Here is a 16,321-nt window from a genome sequence, read left to right as displayed (position 1 = left end):
TTCGAACAGAGCCGTCCGGCGGAGGCGTCGGCGCCCGCATGTTACGGTTTCGAAAACCGAAGCACCAGGCAGATTGCGCGGACGGCATGACGACACCCAGACCCGGCCGGCCGGTCCGGGGCTCGGCCACCGGCCGCCCCCTGATGGCGGCGCTCGACCTGTTCGGGCGGCGCTGGACCCTGCGCATCCTCTGGGAACTCCACGAGGGGCCCACCGGCTTCCGTGCGCTGCAGCAGCGCTGCGACGGCATGTCCTCCAGCGTGTTGCGCGGGCGGCTCCTCGAACTGACCGAGGCGGGGCTCGTGACCCAGCGGGACGGCACGGAGTACGCCCTCACCCCGCTCGGCACCGAGGCGTGCACCGCCCTGCGGCCGCTCGTCCGCTGGTCGGGCCGGTGGGCGGAAGCCCTCGCCGAGGACACGGACGAGCATCCGGACGCCGGCGACTGACACTCCTCGTCCAGTGCTCGCCGTCCGGCTGCCGGCGAACCCTTGCGCTTCTGAAATCGAAGCGCGAGGATGATTCGGAAATCGAAGCAGGAGGTGTCGCGTGCCGCGCATCGAACCGCTCACCCCGCCCTACCCCGACCCGATCGACCGGGCGCTGCGCCGCTGGATGCCGCCGGGCGTGGGGCATGAACCGATCACCCTGTTCCGGGTGCTGCACCGTCACCCCGAGCTGGCCTCGCGGATGTTCGCACTGGGCGCCGGACCGCTGGGCCACGGCCTGCTCCCCGCCCCCGACCGCGAGCTCGTCATCGCCCGGGGCACGGCACGCGCCGGCTGCGCCTACGAGTGGGGCGTGCATGCCGCCGCCCTCGCCGAACGGGCCGGCCTGAGCCCGGAGCAGCTCCGGGCGACGGCCCAGCCGGACCCCGCGACCGGTGCCCCATGGCCGCCGCGCCACCGCGCCCTGCTCGACGCGGTCGACGAGCTGCACGACACGGCCCACCTCTCGCACGCCGCCCGGGACGGCCTGCGCACCCACTACGACGACGCCCAACTGCTGGAGTTCCTGGTCCTGGCGGGCTGGTACCGCACCATCAGCCGGCTGGCCAACGGTCTGCTGCTGGAGGCGGAACCCTGGGCCGCCGCGTTCCCGGCCGAAGGACACCCACATGCCTGACGACACCGTGCCGCACGTGACGATGGTGCACGCCTGCGTACGAGGCGGCATGGGCGGCAGCCCCACCGCGGTACTGCCGGAAACCGGCCTGGACGACGCCGCCCGGCGGGCCGTTCCGGTTCTGGCGGGCACCTCCCACGCGGTCTTCGTCGCCACGCGTGACGCCGGCGCCGAGGGTCCCGAAGTGACCCTGCGGTTCTTCACCGCCACCGGGGAGCTGCCGGCCTGCGGCCACGGGACGGTCGCCGCGCTGGCCCATCTGGCCGAGCGGGCCGGAGGGCGGGAGTACCGGGCGACCCTCCGCACCCGGGAACGCGTCTTCACCGGCCGGGCCGTCCGCGACAACGGGAGGCTCACCGCGGAGTTCACCCTGGGCCCCGTCGGCCTGCGCACACCTGGGCCCGGCGAACCGGAAGCGGTCCTCGATGCCCTGGGTCTCGCCGGGCGGACCCTGCCCGGTCCCCTCCGCGTGGCCTCGGCGGGACGGCCGCGGCTGCTCGTCCCGGTGCCCGCGCGGCCCGTTCTCGACTCGCTGGCACCGGACTTCGACCGGCTGCGCGCGGCCTGCGACCGCGGCGGGCTGCTCGGCTGCTATGTGTACACACAGCCGACGGACCACACAAGGCGCCTCGCGGCCCGTATGTTCGCACCGTCGATCGGTGTGCCCGAGGACATCGCGAACGCCAACAGCACCGGCTGCCTCGCCGCCCACCTCGCCGGCACGCACCCGGCCGGCGTCACCGTCGACCTGGGGGACGCCCTCGGCTCCCCGTCCGCCATCACCGCCACAACGGAGCCGCCGTCCCCGGGCGCGCCCGCACGGCTCGTGCGCGTGGGCGGCGCCGCGATCGTGACGGGCATGGTCCGGCTCCCGGCGGATACCGGCATCACCGGGCGGTAGCGGGCCTTGGCGTACCGTGTCCCGCATGGAAATCTGGATCAATCCGGCCTGCTCCAAGTGCCGCAGCGCCATCAGCCTGCTCGACGCCGAGGGAGCCGAGTACACCGTCCGCCGCTATCTGGAGGACGTACCCAGCGAGGACGAGATCAGGGCCGTGCTGGAGCGGCTGAACCTCGAACCGTGGGACATCACCCGCACGGCGGAGGCCGAGGCCAAGGAACTGGGGCTCGGGGAATGGGCGCGGGACGAGACTTCCCGTGACCGGTGGATCACCGCGCTCGCCGAGCACCCGAAGCTCATCCAGCGGCCGATCATCACCGCCGACGACGGAACGGCCCTGGTGGCCCGCTCCGAGGACGCGGTACGCGAGGCCCTGTCGCACAACAAGAGCTGAGCCGACGCCCAACTGTCCTGTGACGCAGCCCACTTCACTTACTCCTGCAACCGCTGAGTAACCTCGTTCGGTATCTCGTACATAGCGGCGTACGCTCCCCTACCTCTTCAGGAGGCGCGCATGTCGCGCAGGAGAACTCTCGGCACGAAGAAGAAGATCGCACTGCTCGTCAGCGCCGCGGCGGTGGCGGGCGGCGGGGCCTTCGCACTGGCGACCACGTCCAACGCCGCGCAGCCCGCGCACAACGCGAAGACGCTGTCCGCCGGGGACTCGACGGTGTGCCAGGGACTGGCCACGGCCCACGGCAACAACGACCGGTTCATCGCGGACCAAAAGGCGCATCCGGACGCGCAGTCGGCAGCCCGGATCGCCAACCGCGAGGCGGTCATCAAACAGATCGAGGTCCAGCAGAAGGCGGCCGGTTGCACGGTTGGGGAGTCGGCTCAGGGCTCCCAGACCGGGCAGCAGGCGCAGAACGGCCAGCAGGGCGCGGGGCAGCAGGCCGGCCAGCAGAGCGCCGGCCAGCAGAGCGCCGGCCAGCAGGGCGCCGGCCAGCAGAGCGCGCAGCCCTCGCAGTCCGCCGCCGGGGGGAACAACGGCGGTGGCGCCGCCGCGGCTTCCGGTCAGCAGGTCTGCAACGGCTCCACGGTCACGCTCTCCGGTGAGGCCGGCGCCCCGGCCGCGTCCAGCGACCAGTTCCCGGCGGGTACGACCCTGAAGGTGACCAACCTGGACAACAACAAGTCCACGACGGTGAAGGTCACCTCCGTCTCGGGAAGCTGTGTGCTGCTGAACAACGCGGCCTTCGAACAGGTCCGGGAGCCCGGCAAGTTCCTCATCCGGCACGCCCGGATCGAGAAGGTGGGGTGAGGTTCAGGGACCGGCCAGGAATGCGGTGAGGCGGCCGGCCAGGGCGGGGGGTGCCGCCTGCGGCAGCGCGTGGTGCGAGAGGCCCGGTAGTACGGCCGTCTCCACGCGCGGCAGCAGTGCAGTCGCCCTGGCAGCAACCTCGCGGGGGTCATGGGTCCTGCTGTTCGCGGCCACGAGCAGCAGGGCCCGGGCCTCCAGGGCCCGCAGCGCGTCCGGTGCCGGGCGCGGGCCGGTCACCGGCTTCGCCGCCGGGAAGCCGACGGCCGCCTCCTGGAGGGCGAGCCAGTCCGGGTCCAGGGGCGCCCCTCCCCCGGTCTCCCACTCCAGGAAGGCGCGGGCCCGGCGGGGCGTGGGCCGCAGCAGCATCGGCAGGGCGTGCAGCAGATACGCCGCCTTGAACCCGGCGAAGCACTGGGTCGGGTCCAGGAGGAACAGGCGGCGTGTCCGGGCCGGGGCGTGCAGGGCGTAGTGGAGGGCGATCCAGCCGCCGTACGAGTGCCCGCCCAGGTCGGCCGAGGCGGTGCCCAGGCCGTCCAGGACCGCGTCCAGCCAGAGCGTCAGGTCGGCGACCGCACGGGGGTGGCGGTCGCCGGCCGGGACGCTCAGGCCCGGGGCGCCGATCACGTCGACCGCGTGCACCCGGCGCACCCGGGCCAGCTCCGCGACCTGGGCGTACCAGGAGACGGAGGTGGCCCCACCACCGCCCGGGAGCAGGACCAGCGGGGGCGCGTCGCGGGGGCCGCAGGTGTTGACGCGCGTGTCACCGAAGGGCGTGGCGACGGTCAGCGCCTCCCGCTCGGCGGGCCATTTCGCCAGGACCTTGTCGTACGCAACCCGGAAGGCCTCGCTGTCGTATCCGGTGTCTCCGGCCACGGAACCGCCCCCTATTATCTCGTTCGGCAAGATACTCGTCGAGCGAGACGATAGCCGGGGAGGCCCCGCGTGCAGTCCGACCTGGAGACCGTCCATCTGCTGCGTGCCGTCGCCGTCGAACTCGGCCTGCACAGCGGCCGGTTCGCTCAGCAGAACGGCATGCATCCGACGGACGTACGCGCCCTGATCGCACTCATGGACGCGCGGCGCGCGGGCGAGGAGCTGACCGCCGGGCGGCTCGGGACCGCGCTCGGGCTCAACTCGGCCGGCACGACAGCGCTGCTGGACCGGCTGGAGCGGGCGGGTCGGGTACGGCGGACGCGCGGGCCGAGCGATCGACGCAGGGTCGTCGTGGAGGTGACGGACAGCGCCGTGGAACTCGGCTGGGCGTTCTTCGGGCCACTGATCGAGCGGTCGCTGGAGCTGCTGCGCGGCTACGACGACCATCAGCGGGCCGCGATCCGGGACTTCCTCGACGGGGTGCGGCAGGCCGCCGCGGACGGCGCCCATACCCCGCCCACCGGCACCTCACAACGTGAGTCGTGACACAGAACGACCAGGTAACACGGGGTTCACACAAGGGCAATGGACGGGAAACCGCCTGTTGACAGGCTGCCCGGCAGTTCGAGCGGCGCCCCAGTGCCGCAGCGCCGCAGCACCCGCACCGAGTGCGCCCGACCCTCTAAGGATGTGGCCCCCGTGACCTTCAAGGCTGAGTACATCTGGATCGACGGCACCGCGCCGACGGCCAAGCTCCGTTCCAAGACGAAGATCATCACGGGTACCCCGGCCGGTCTCGACGCGCTGCCGGTCTGGGGCTTCGACGGCTCCTCCACCAACCAGGCCGAGGGCCACTCCTCGGACCGCGTGCTCAAGCCGGTCTTCACCTGCCCGGACCCGATCCGCGGCGGCGACGACGTCCTGGTGCTGTGTGAGGTCCTCGACATCGACATGACCCCGCACCGGTCCAACACGCGTGCCGCGCTGGCCGAGGTCGCCGAGCGGTTCGCCGCGCAGGAGCCGGTCTTCGGCATCGAGCAGGAGTACACCTTCTTCGACGGCACCCGCCCGCTGGGCTTCCCCGAGGGCGGGTTCCCGGCCCCGCAGGGCGGCTACTACTGCGGTGTCGGCGCCGACGAGATCTTCGGCCGCGAGATCGTCGAGGCCCACTTGGACAACTGCCTGAAGGCGGGTCTCGCCATCTCGGGCATCAACGCCGAGGTGATGCCCGGCCAGTGGGAGTTCCAGGTCGGCCCGGTCTCCCCGCTGGAGGTCTCCGACCAGCTGTGGGTGGCCCGCTGGCTGCTGTACCGCACCGCCGAGGACTTCGGCATCTCCGCGACCCTCGACCCCAAGCCGGTCAAGGGCGACTGGAACGGCGCGGGCGCGCACACCAACTTCTCCACCAAGGCCATGCGCGAGGGCTACGACGCGATCATCACCGCGTGCGAGTCGCTCGGCGAGGGCTCCAAGCCACTGGACCACGTCAAGAACTACGGCGCCGGCATCGACGAGCGCCTGACGGGGCTGCACGAGACCGCCCCGTGGGACAAGTACTCCTACGGCGTCTCCGACCGCGGTGCCTCGGTCCGTATCCCGTGGCAGGTCGAGAAGGACGGCAAGGGCTACATCGAGGACCGCCGTCCGAACGCCAACGTCGACCCGTACGTGGTGACCCGCCTGCTGGTGGACACCTGCTGCACCGCGCTGGAGAAGGCCGGCCAGGTCTGATCCGTCCCGCTTCCGACAGGGGCGCCCGCCGTCATGGCGGGCGCCCCTGCTGCGTATCGTGCGGCCCATTCGCCGTGGCCCCGGTGCGGCGGATCGCCGAGTCGGGGCGCCGGGTCGCCGCCGGCCTGGCGGGGGACGACGACCTGCACCCGGGCTACGTACCGCGCGCGGCGGCGCGGACGTTGCCGGCGACCGCGACGGTGGTCGGCTGAACGGCGTTGTCCGGATGACGAGACGACATTTCACGCAGGGTCCTGTCCGGCGCCCGCGTCTGCTTCAATGGGCCCATGGCCGGCTTCCAGAAGTACACCGCGACGGGTCGCCATGACCTCGAGCCCTTCTGGCCTTCCCGTCAGCACCACGACTTCGACCGGGTGTGTTGCCGCGCGGTGAACGCGCGGGCCCTCTAAAGCCGTAACCCCCGGCCTTCGGCCAGCGCGGAACGACGTACGTCCCCCGGCGCGCCCCGACACGAATCGCGGCCGTCGCCTCGACCGACGAACCTCTCGCGCGAAAGAGCTGACCTCTCATGGCGACCACTCGTTCCCTCTCCCCCGCCTCCCCCGCCTCCGCCCCCACCGCCCCCGCCCGGCACCGGCTGCGCGCCGTCGACCGGGACGAGGTGGTCGGCGTCGCGGACCTCCTGCCGCCGGGTGCCACCTGGCTGCCCGCGCCGCAGCACACCCTGCCGACCCTGCCCGGACAGCCGCCGATGGTCGGCTACCTGGTGCTGGTCCCGGCCGACCAGCACCCGCCGTTCCTGCCGGTAGCGGTGCCGGACCAGCCGGAGAGGGCCGCCGATGCGGGCGCCCTGGCGGGCGGCGAGCCGCTGGTGCGGATCGACCCCGTGCGGCGCACCGCCCGCGTCGACGGCCGTGAACTCGACCTGACCTACCTGGAGTTCGAACTGCTCGCGCACCTGGTGGCCCATCCGCACCGGGTGCACACCCGCGACCAGCTGGTCACCACGGTGTGGGGCTACGGCCACGTCGGGGACGGCCGCACCGTCGACGTGCACATCGCCCGGCTGCGCCGCAAGCTGGGCGCCGAGCACCGCCAGGCGATCCGGACGGTGCGCCGGGTCGGCTACAAGTACACCCCGCCGACCGGCCGCTGACCGCGGTTGGACGAGCGGCTCTGCCCTCGGCAGAGTCCCCTGCCGCCACTCGCCCGGAGCAGGCACGATCCCGGTATGAGACTTCTGGTGCTGGGCGGTACGGAGTTCGTGGGGCGGGCGGTCGCCCAGGCGGCGCTGGGGCGCGGCTGGGAGGTGACCGTCTTCCACCGGGGGCGGCACCAACCTCCGCCCGGGGTACGGTCGTTGCACGGCGACCGCACCGCCCCGGACGGCCTGGCCGCGCTCGCCGCCGATGCCGGCTCCTGGGACGCCGTGATCGACACCTGGTCGGCCGAGCCGCGTGCCGTGCTCGCGGCGGCACGGCTGCTGCGGGGCCGTGCCGCGCGGTACGTGTACGTCTCCAGCCGGTCCGTGTACGCCTGGCCCTGGCCGAGCCTCGGCGGGGCCGCCGAGGCCGGGGCGCCGGTCGAGGGCGCCGCGGCCGACGCGGGGCCGACCGACTACCCGCGCGACAAGCGGGGCGGTGAACTGGCCGCCGTCGAGGCCTTCGGCGAGCGGGACTCGCTGCTGGTGCGGGCGGGGCTGATCCTCGGCCCGCACGAGAACGTCGGCCGGCTGCCCTGGTGGCTGACCCGGATCGCCCGCGGCGGCCCCGTGCTTGCCCCCGGGCCGCGCGAGCTGCCGGTGCAGTTCATCGACGCCCGCGACCTGGCCGCATGGCTCCTCGGCGCGGTGGAACAGTCGCTGAGCGGGCCGTACGACCTGATCGGCCCGCCGGGGCACAGCACCATGGGCGAGCTGCTCGACCTCTGTGTGCCGCGTCACCGGCGCGGACGCCGAGCTGCGCTGGACCGACCCGGAGCCGATCCTGGCCGCCGGGATCGAACCGTGGACCGAGCTGCCGGTGTGGGTGCCGCCGGGCACCGAGCTGTACGACTGCGTGCACCGCACCGACGTGTCACGGGCACTGGCGACCGGTCTGGTGTGCCGGCCGGCCGCACAGACCGTGGCGGACACCTGGCGCTGGCTGACGGAGACCGGCGGCGAGGCGCCGATGCGGCCCGGCCGGACGGCCCCGGGCGTCGATCCGGAGGTGGAGGCGAAGGTGCTGGCCGGGGGCGGGGGTGTACCTGGCACCACCCCCGAAGAGGCGACTTCGGACGACTGACGTGGGCACGGCCGTCGGCAAGACTGACGGCATGAACACCGACACCGAAAGCGACGACTTCCGCACCCGGGCCCGCAGCGCGGTACTGGCCGCCGTACAGGGGCTGACGCTGTCCGTGGCCGTGCTGCCCTGCGGTGTGGCGTTCCTCGTCCTGACCCTCGTCTCCGTCGCGCTCATCCCCGTCGGTGTCGGGCTCGTCACGACCCCGGCCGTCCTGACCGGCGTACGGGCCCTCGCGGACGCCCGCAGGAAGCTCGCGGCGGAGTGGTGCGGGGTGCGGATCCCGGTGGCGTACCGGCCGCCGCCCAGCAGTGCCAACCCCTGGACGCGCACCTTCGCCCTGCTCCGGGACCCGCAGGTCCGGCGGGACGTGCTGTGGCTGCCGGTGGACATGACCGCGGGCTTCGTCACCGCACTGCTCCCGGCCCTGCTGGTGTTCTACCCGTTCGAGGGGTTCGCGGTGGCGGCCGGGCTGTGGCGCGTGGAGGACGGCCCGTACTGGTATCTCTTCGTGCCGGTCGGCGGCCCCCTGACCGCGCTGGCCGCCGCCGTGCTGGCCGCCGGGCTCCTGGTCGTCGCCTTCCGCTACACCCCCCGAGCGCTGACCGCGCACTTCCGGCTCACCCGGGCCGTACTCGGCGGTGACGTGGAACTCGCCGAGCGCGTCCGGGTGTTGACCGAGACCCGGCGGGACGCCGTGGACACCTCCGCCGCCGAACTGCGGCGCATCGAGCGCGACCTCCACGACGGGGCGCAGGCCCGGCTGGTCGCCATGGGCATGGACCTCGGCACCATCGAGATACTGGTGGAACAGGACCCGGCCCGGGCGAAGAAGCTGCTGGCCCAGGCCCGCCGGAACTCCGCCGAGGCCCTGGAGGAACTGCGCGACCTGGTGCGCGGCATCCACCCGCCGGTCCTCGCCGAACGCGGACTCGGCGACGCCGTACGGGCGCTGGCGCTGCGGCTGCCGCTGCCGGCCGAGGTGACCGTGGAGCTGCCCGGCCGGGCGGACGCGCCGGTGGAGTCGGCGGCCTACTTCGCGGTCAGCGAGGTGCTCACCAACGCCGCCAAGCACTCCGGCGCCGACCGGGTCCGGGTCGACGTGCACCATGCCGACGGCCGGCTGCGGATCACGGTCACCGACAACGGCAGGGGCGGCGCGACGGTGGGCGCAGGGTCGGGTCTCGCCGGGGTCGAACGCCGGCTCGGTACATTCGACGGCGTCCTGGCCGTCAGCAGCCCCGTCGGCGGCCCCACCCTGGTGACCATGGAGATCCCGTGCGCGTTGTCCTAGCCGAAGACCTCTTCCTGCTGCGCGACGGGCTGGTGCGGATGCTGGAGGCCTTCGACTTCGAGATCGCGGCCGCCGTCGAGTCCGGCCCCGAACTCTCCCGCGCGCTGGCAGAGTTGGACGCGGATGTGGCCGTGGTCGACGTACGGCTGCCGCCCACGCACACCGACGAGGGCCTGCAGTGCGCGCTCGCGGCCCGCAGGGCCCGGCCCGGGCTGCCGGTGCTGGTGCTCTCCCAGCACGTGGAGCAGTTGTACGCGCGCGAGCTGCTCGCCGACGGAAGCGGCGGGATCGGGTATCTGCTGAAGGACCGGGTGTTCGACGCCGAGCAGTTCGTCGACGCCGTACGACGGGTCGCGGCCGGCGGTACGGCGATGGACCCGCAGGTGATCCAGCAGCTGCTGTCCCGCCGGGCCGGAGACGACCGGCCGCTCGCGGGCCTCACCCCGCGCGAGCTGGAGGTGCTGGAGCTGATGGCGCAGGGCCGGTCGAACGCGGGCATCGCGGCCCAGCTGGTGGTGACCGAACGGGCCGTCGCCAAGCACACCTCCAACATCTTCGCCAAGCTGGGCCTGGAGGTGTCGGACGACGACAACCGGCGCGTGCTGGCGGTCCTCGCCTATCTGGACCGGGACCGCTGACCAGCCAACTCCCCTGTTTCTGCGAGGAATTTGTGAGACCGGTGAACACCTCTGGGGCGGCGTCCGTATGGAAGGGCGCCGCTTCACTCCTGTCGGGCGCCTCGATGCTGCCCCGCAAGGAAGTCAGAGGAGTTCCATGGGACGCAACACACGAAAACGCCGTACGCCGCTGGCCACCAAGGCCATAGCCGCATCGGCGGCCCTAGCGCTCGGTGGGGGCGGGCTGATCTGGGCGAACTTCTACGCCTCTGCGCACGAGTCGAACCACCAGACGTGGGGAGGCAACCAGACGAAGGCCGCGACGGCGCAGGTCGCGACCATCTCGTGCCCGGACGTCGGCCAGAAGCTGACGAACGTGCCCTGGCGGGCCCGCCAGGGCGTGGCGACGGAGCTGTCGAACCTCGACAAGCAGATCACCGAGGCCTACACCCGGCTCGCCTCCACGCGCGACGCCCAGGCCAAGGATCCGAGCTTCGTGCAGAACTCGATCGTCGGTCCGCTCAAGGACAAGCGGGCGGCGACGATCGACCGGATCCGGATCGACATCCAGCGCGTCGGCGGCAGCTTCAACAACGCCCTGTCGCAGCTCGCCGCGTGCACCACGCAGTCCGCCAACCAGACCACCGCCGGGGGGAACGGCGATGGCCAGCAGCAGAACAGCGGCGGTCAGCAACAGCAGGGCGGCCAGCAGCAGGGAGGTCAGCAGCAGCAAGGCGGCCAGCAGCAGGGCAACAACGGCGGCCAGGGCGGTGACGGGCCCGCCGCGGCGGACTTCGTGGACATCACCAAGGTCGCACCGAACGTCCAGGGCAAGCCGAACCAGACCCCCAACGCCTCGACGGGCACGTTCATCACCCGCTGCGGTGTGAACGCGAACCAGAACCACAACAGCGACAACGTGATCGTCGCGCCCGGCGTGACCAACGGCGCCCACCACGTGCACGACTACGTGGGCAACCAGAAGGTCAACGCGTTCTCCAGCAACCAGACGTTCCTGCAGGGCGGCACCAGCTGCCAGAACCGCAACGACCTGTCGGCGTACTACTGGCCGGTCATCCGCGAGCAGGACGGCACCCAGGAGAAGGACGCGAACGCGGACGGCGGTGGCAAGGACCTCAACGTCGGCAAGATCCTGGTCGCCCAGCAGGCCCAGATCAAGTACGTGGGCAGCCCGGCGAGCAAGGTCGTCGCGATGCCGCAGTTCCTGCGGATCATCACCGGTGACGCCAAGGCCTTCGTCAACGGCCCGGCCAACGCCAACGCCCACTGGAGCTGCACCGGCTTCGAGAACAGGGTGCAGCTGACCGACAAGTACCCGATCTGCCCGCAAGGCAGCCAGGTGGTGCGCTCGTTCGCCTTCCAGAGCTGCTGGGACGGCCAGAACATCGACAGTGCCAACCACCGCACCCACGTGGCCTTCGCGGACCCCGGGAGCGGTGTCTGCCCGAACGGCTTCAAGGCGATCCCGCAGCTGACGATGCGTCTGGTCTACAACGTGCCGCAGCCCGTCATCCAGGCGGACGGCACGGTGAAGAACGCCTACGCGGTCGACGGCTTCCCGGAGGAGCTGCACAAGCCGATCACCGACCACGACGACTTCATCAGCGTCACGACCGGCGGCCTGGCGAACCGGATCGCCAACTGCATCAACAGCGGCCAGAAGTGCGCATGACCGCCTGACACGGGCCACACAGCGAGGCCGGTGACGGACCCCCCTCCCGTCACCGGCCTTTCCCGTGCGCGCGCTGGCTGGATACGGCCGGCTCAGCCGCCGTGCGCGGAGTGGCCCGAGTGGCCGGAATGGTTGGTGCCCATCTCCACGTCCCCGCCGAGGGTGCCGCGCAGCGCCTTGACGACCCCGTCGTCGCCGACGGCGACCCATTTGCGGCCGACGAGGTAGTAACCGCCGTAGTCCTTCGCGTCGTTGATCCACTCGCGCTGGCCGCGGTCGGTGGCGAAGGTGGCGAAGACGAACCTGCCGTCGGGGTTCTTGCAGATGGCCTGACGGACCTCGTCGGAGTCGATCTGCATGTTCGGTGCGCACTTCACCTCGGCGGCCAGGCTCTCCAGGCTGCCGGTCGCGGTGGGCGGAACCGCCTTGGTGTCCCCGCCCGAACCGCAGCCCGCCAGCGCCAGTACGGCCGCGGCGGCCGGCAGCAGTCGTGTCACCCTCATCTGTTCCTCCGGTCCTGTGGGCCAAGCATGCCTCAGCTCCTTCGGATACGGCTCCGGGCCGCCGTGCGCTCAATTCCCGGAACCACCCATCCGGTGGTGACCAACCAACGCCTCGCTCGTTCTCCATGACGTGCAGTCACAGGATGTAGCCCAGCGTCACGCACCCACCCCCGCGAACAACGGACCGGTCGATGTCGAGCAGGCAGCGGCCGCGCTCGTCGAGCACTATCCACGGCTGGTCCGGATCGCCTACCTGGTGCTGCCGCCCGGTCTCGGCCGCAGCCGCCGGGTGCTGACCGCACACGCGCTCGTCCAGCGCGCCCTGCCCAGAGGCCGCAAGCAGCAGTCCGTGATCCCGGCCCCGGCATCCGGGCGCGAGGGCGACCCCGGGTACGCCTTCCTGCGCGAGCGCGTCCTGGTTGCGGCGCTGGGGGCGGCCCGGCCCCGCAAAGGCCTGGCCCGGCTCGCCCAGCTGCCGCAGCCGCTGCCCCAGGTGTGGGGCCTGAGGCTGTTCCCGCGCTCGGGCGGCGCCGACGAACTCGCCCTGGACCAGCGCCTGTCCACGCTGCCCGGCCCGGCCCGCGCCGCGTACGTGCTGCGGGGTCTGGAGAACCTGTCCGACGCCGAGATCCGGGAGCTGCTCACCGCCGCCGGGGCGGACGACGCGGGCGGCGCGCTGGCCTCCGCGAACGGCGTGCCCACCCAGCCCGCGCTGCTCTCCTCCCCCGAGTTCGACCCGTGTCTGCTGCAGGCCCGGCCCACCGATCTGATGCGCCGCCGCCAGCACACCAAGGCCGCCCTCGCCGCCGCCGCGGCGCTCGTGGTGTGCGGGGCGCTGATCGGCCTGCCCTCGGGCGGCTGGGGCCCGGACGGCGCCGCCGCGCCCGCATACGCCCAGAACCCGGCCGCCGAGGCCGCCCTCGACCCCGCCCGGCTGATCCAGGTCTCCCCCGTCGACTGGAAGACCGCCGCCCGCACCGACTTCTCGGTGTGGCCCGCGCGCGGGCCGCTCACCGGCGACACGGCCCTGCTGCGCCGCGCGCTCGCGGTGTGGGCCCGCCCCGGCGCGACGGTCCGGGTCTCGGCGACCCCCGGCACCCAGACCGGCGGCCCGGCCGGCCCGCCCCAGCTGCTGTACGCGGGCCAGGTCGCGGACGCCCACGTGGTGATCTTCTACGACGGTCTGCGCATCGCCCGCTACGCCGAGCCGGCCGGCGGCACCCAGGGCGCGGCGCTCGACCTCGCCCGGGTCGACGGCGCGACCGGCACCGAGGCGAGCGCCCTGCTGCTGGGCCGCTCCGACGGCAACGCCCAGTACCTGATCGCGCCCTGGGTGAAGAAGGTGGCCTCCCGGGACCTGATGAAGCCGGACTCGGACCCGACCCCGCTGACCGTCACCCACGGCGTCACCGCGCCGCTGGCCAGCCCCGCGCTGCAGCCCGGCAAGTGCACCTCCTGGACCGTGCTCCAGCTGACCTCCGCCTCCGGCGCCGCGCTCGCCACCGACCTGGGCGAGCTGGTACCGGCCCACCTGACCGCGGGCCGGCCCGGCTCGGCCGGCGAGGCGTCCGGGGCGGCCGGGCTGCGGGCCTGGGCGCCGTTCGCCTGCGCGCTGGACGCCGAGCGCTCCGGCGGGGTGCGCACTGTCAACGCCTGGTCGTTCGCCGACCAGCCGCTGCCCGACGGCAGCGGAGCGGCCTCGTGGATGTGCGCCAGGGCCGAGACGTGGCGCGGCGACGGTACGGGCTCGCTGGCCCTGTTCGGCCTGCCGGACCATCCGGCCGGGGCGGTCGTCGCCAGGGGCACGGACGCGCGGTCCTGCGGTCCGGGTGATCCCCATGTGCTCGCCGGGGTGCTGTGGAAGTCCGCGGCCGGCCACTGGTATCTGCTGGCGGCGGGCGACAAGGACACGGCGTCGATCCAGGCGGGCGGCGCGGTCACCGCGGCCGGTCAGGGGCAGTTCCTGGTGGCCCGGGCCAAGAAGGGCGCCCAGGCCTCGCTGAAGGGCACGCTGGTGGACGGCACCGAGGTCGGCGGGTTGCAGTAGGGCGGTTGCGGCAGCTCTTCGTCGACACCGGCAGCCCTTTATTGACAGTTGCGTAAACAAGCACTGCCGGAGGGGTTCTCAGCGCGCCTACCCATCAGTACATTGACGCCATGTCTAACACGCAGGCCCGGGTGCCGCTCAAGGCACGCAAGGTGTCCTTCTCCTGGGACGGCACGCCGCTGCACTGGGTGCCGGAGGATCCGTTCACCACGCACACCATCAACGTGCTGCACCTGCTGCTGCCCGCCGGTGAGCGGTGGTTCGTGCACGTGTACAAGCAGGTGCTGCCGTACATCCGCGACGAGCGGCTCCGCGAGGACGTGATCGGGTTCATCGGCCAGGAGGCCATGCACTCCCAGGCCCACGACGAGGTGCTGCCGCACCTGCGCGCGCGGGGCCTCGACCCGACGCCGTACACCGCACAGGTCGACTGGTTCTTCGAGAAGCTGCTCGGCGACCGCACGCTGCCGCCGGGCAGGGCGCGCCGGTGGTGGCTGATGGAGCGGGTCGCGCTCATCGCGGCCATCGAGCACTACACCGCGTTCCTCGGCAACTGGGTGCTCAACGCCGAGGAACTGGACCGGCGCGGCGCCGACCCGACCATGCTGGACCTGCTGCGCTGGCACGGCGCCGAGGAGGTCGAGCACCGCTCCGTCGCCTTCGAGCTGTTCATGCACGTCGACGGCAGCTACCGCCGGCGCGTACGCACCTGGGCCACGGCCTTCTCGGCGCTGGTGTTCCTGTGGCAGCGCGGGGCGCGGTTCTTCATGGCGAACGACCCGACCCTCATCGACGGCAAGGCCTCCTTCAAGGACTTCCACGTCCGCGGCAGGCGGGGCCTGCTGCCCACGACCGGGGACATGCTCAGGTCCGTCCCCCGCTATCTGAGCCGCGACTACCACCCCTCGCAGGAGGGCGACACCGAGCAGGCCGTCGCCTATCTGGCCGCCTCCCCGGCGGCCACGGCGGCGGAGAAGAGGGCCGCCTGATGCCGAGGCTGCGTACTGTCGTGCTCGTCGCGGGCGCCGCCCTGCTGGCCCGGGGCGCCCTGCGCCGCCGGATCCAGGTCTCGCCGCTGTGGCCGATGCCCGCGCTGGAGGAGCCCACGTCGGGCCGGCCGCGTTCGCGTGCGCTGCGGCTGCTGGTGACCTCTCGCGAGACGGTGGCCGAGGGGGTCGTCCAACTCCGCCTGGAGGGACGCGACCTGCCGTGCTGGGAGCCGGGAGCCCATCTCGACCTCGTCCTGCCGTCGGGGCTGGTCCGGCAGTACTCGTTGTGCGGGGACCCCGAGGACACCTCCTCGTACACGGTCGCGACCCGGCTGGTCGAGGACGGGCGGGGCGGCTCGCGCGAGGTGCACGAGCAGGTCACGGAGGGCACGGAACTCGAGGTGCGGGGGCCGCGGAACCGCTTCCCGCTGGTCGAGGCGGAGTCGTACGTCTTCGTCGCCGGCGGTATCGGGATCACGCCGCTGCTGCCGATGCTGCGGGCCCTGCCGGAGCACGCCGCATGGCGGCTGCTGTACGCGGGACGCGACCGGGCCTCGATGCCCTTCCTCGAGGAGGTCGAGAAGCTGGGCCGGGACCGGGTGACCGTCGTGGAGGGAAGGCCCGACCTCGACGCTCTCGGGGTGAGCGAGGGGGCTGCCGTCTACTGCTGCGGGCCCGAGGGACTCATGGCGGCCGTCGCGGCACGCTTCCCGGGCGTCCGTCTCGAGCGGTTCGCGCCCCGTACGCCGTCCGAGGGCACCAGCGACTTCCAGGTCGAGCTGCGGCGCAGCGGACGGACGTTGACCGTTCCCGCCGACTCCACCGTGCTGGCCGCCGTACGCCGGGAACTGCCGGACACCGCCTACTCCTGCGAGCAGGGTTTCTGCGGGACCTGCCAACAGCGGGTGCTGGAAGGGGAGATCGACCACCGGGACGAGCTGCTGACGGACGAGGAGCGCGGCGACTCGATGCTGATCTGTGTATCGCGGGCCCGAAGCGATCGTCTGGTGCTCGACATGTGATCACCTGCGCCCGAAC

At 72.7% G+C, this 16,321-nt stretch carries 17 protein-coding genes and 1 pseudogene; 16 read left to right on the top strand and 2 right to left on the bottom strand.

Features of this window, described 5'->3' with window-relative positions:
• The first annotated feature begins 86 nt into the window (after positions 1-86).
• From ACWGJ5_RS11520 to ACWGJ5_RS11500, 5 genes are all read left to right on the top strand, one after another.
• The gene (locus tag ACWGJ5_RS11520; protein WP_453309516.1) at positions 87-449 is read left to right on the top strand and encodes a winged helix-turn-helix transcriptional regulator; all 363 of its coding nucleotides are present in this window, start codon (positions 87-89) and stop codon (positions 447-449) included.
• A 100-nt stretch (positions 450-549) separates the two neighbouring features.
• Positions 550-1,125 (top strand): carboxymuconolactone decarboxylase family protein, encoded by a 576-nt coding sequence (locus tag ACWGJ5_RS11515; protein ID WP_453309515.1) that lies wholly within the window; start codon positions 550-552, stop codon positions 1,123-1,125.
• Entirely contained in the window at positions 1,118-2,026 is a 909-nt protein-coding gene (locus tag ACWGJ5_RS11510) for a PhzF family phenazine biosynthesis protein (RefSeq protein ID WP_453309514.1), read from the top strand. Before ACWGJ5_RS11515 ends, ACWGJ5_RS11510 begins: the two co-directional genes overlap by 8 nt.
• 25 nt (positions 2,027-2,051) lie before the next feature.
• Positions 2,052-2,420, top strand: a complete 369-nt coding sequence (locus ACWGJ5_RS11505) for an arsenate reductase family protein (RefSeq protein ID WP_453309513.1) — start codon at positions 2,052-2,054, stop codon at positions 2,418-2,420.
• Positions 2,421-2,540: 120 nt separating this feature from the next.
• Entirely contained in the window at positions 2,541-3,290 is a 750-nt protein-coding gene (locus ACWGJ5_RS11500) for a hypothetical protein (protein WP_453309512.1), read from the top strand.
• A gap of 3 nt (positions 3,291-3,293) precedes the next feature.
• Here the strand turns inward: ACWGJ5_RS11500 and ACWGJ5_RS11495 are convergent, their stop codons facing one another.
• On the bottom strand, positions 3,294-4,163 hold the full coding sequence (locus ACWGJ5_RS11495; RefSeq protein WP_453309511.1) for an alpha/beta fold hydrolase: 870 nt from the start codon (positions 4,161-4,163) through the stop codon (positions 3,294-3,296).
• Between the two features lie 69 nt (positions 4,164-4,232).
• Here ACWGJ5_RS11495 and ACWGJ5_RS11490 point away from each other — a divergent pair, with 69 nt between their 5' ends.
• From ACWGJ5_RS11490 to ACWGJ5_RS11455, 8 genes and pseudogenes are all read left to right on the top strand, one after another.
• Entirely contained in the window at positions 4,233-4,709 is a 477-nt protein-coding gene (locus ACWGJ5_RS11490; RefSeq protein WP_453309510.1) for a MarR family winged helix-turn-helix transcriptional regulator, read from the top strand.
• Between the two features lie 153 nt (positions 4,710-4,862).
• A complete protein-coding gene (gene glnII / locus ACWGJ5_RS11485; protein WP_453309509.1) occupies positions 4,863-5,894 on the top strand; it encodes a glutamine synthetase in 1,032 nt (343 codons plus the stop codon).
• Positions 5,895-5,977: 83 nt separating this feature from the next.
• Positions 5,978-6,106: a hypothetical protein gene (locus ACWGJ5_RS11480; protein ID WP_453309508.1), complete on the top strand. Its 129-nt coding sequence runs from the start codon at positions 5,978-5,980 to the stop codon at positions 6,104-6,106.
• A gap of 317 nt (positions 6,107-6,423) precedes the next feature.
• Positions 6,424-7,011, top strand: coding sequence for a winged helix-turn-helix domain-containing protein (locus tag ACWGJ5_RS11475; RefSeq protein ID WP_453309507.1), 588 nt, complete (start codon positions 6,424-6,426; stop codon positions 7,009-7,011).
• A 75-nt stretch (positions 7,012-7,086) separates the two neighbouring features.
• Positions 7,087-8,140: pseudogene (locus ACWGJ5_RS11470) on the top strand (NAD-dependent epimerase/dehydratase family protein).
• 31 nt (positions 8,141-8,171) lie between these two features.
• The gene (locus ACWGJ5_RS11465) at positions 8,172-9,434 is read left to right on the top strand and encodes a sensor histidine kinase (RefSeq protein ID WP_453309506.1); all 1,263 of its coding nucleotides are present in this window, start codon (positions 8,172-8,174) and stop codon (positions 9,432-9,434) included.
• Complete coding sequence (locus ACWGJ5_RS11460; RefSeq protein WP_453309505.1) at positions 9,419-10,072, top strand: LuxR C-terminal-related transcriptional regulator; 654 nt, start codon at positions 9,419-9,421, stop codon at positions 10,070-10,072. Before ACWGJ5_RS11465 ends, ACWGJ5_RS11460 begins: the two co-directional genes overlap by 16 nt.
• A gap of 136 nt (positions 10,073-10,208) precedes the next feature.
• Positions 10,209-11,744 (top strand): DUF1996 domain-containing protein, encoded by a 1,536-nt coding sequence (locus ACWGJ5_RS11455; RefSeq protein ID WP_453309504.1) that lies wholly within the window; start codon positions 10,209-10,211, stop codon positions 11,742-11,744.
• A 92-nt stretch (positions 11,745-11,836) separates the two neighbouring features.
• Here the strand turns inward: ACWGJ5_RS11455 and ACWGJ5_RS11450 are convergent, their stop codons facing one another.
• Complete coding sequence (locus ACWGJ5_RS11450) at positions 11,837-12,247, bottom strand: hypothetical protein (protein WP_453309503.1); 411 nt, start codon at positions 12,245-12,247, stop codon at positions 11,837-11,839.
• Positions 12,248-12,377: 130 nt separating this feature from the next.
• On the opposite strand from ACWGJ5_RS11450, the gene ACWGJ5_RS11445 reads away from it, so the two are divergent.
• The 3 genes from ACWGJ5_RS11445 to ACWGJ5_RS11435 all read left to right on the top strand — a co-directional run bounded on the left by ACWGJ5_RS11445 (position 12,378) and on the right by ACWGJ5_RS11435 (position 16,305).
• Positions 12,378-14,294, top strand: a complete 1,917-nt coding sequence (locus ACWGJ5_RS11445) for a hypothetical protein (protein WP_453309502.1) — start codon at positions 12,378-12,380, stop codon at positions 14,292-14,294.
• A gap of 110 nt (positions 14,295-14,404) precedes the next feature.
• On the top strand, positions 14,405-15,283 hold the full coding sequence (locus ACWGJ5_RS11440) for a metal-dependent hydrolase (RefSeq protein WP_453309501.1): 879 nt from the start codon (positions 14,405-14,407) through the stop codon (positions 15,281-15,283).
• Positions 15,283-16,305 carry a PDR/VanB family oxidoreductase gene (locus ACWGJ5_RS11435; RefSeq protein ID WP_453309500.1) on the top strand — a complete coding sequence of 341 codons (1,023 nt, stop codon included), beginning with the start codon at positions 15,283-15,285 and terminating at the stop codon, positions 16,303-16,305. The genes ACWGJ5_RS11440 and ACWGJ5_RS11435 overlap by 1 nt, the downstream gene beginning before the upstream one ends.
• The last annotated feature ends 16 nt before the right edge of the window (positions 16,306-16,321 follow it).

The sequence above is a fragment of the Streptomyces sp. NPDC054783 genome, assembly GCF_053611725.1.
Note: the sequence above shows the minus strand (reverse complement) of the source record. Positions and strands in the feature narration are given on the sequence as shown.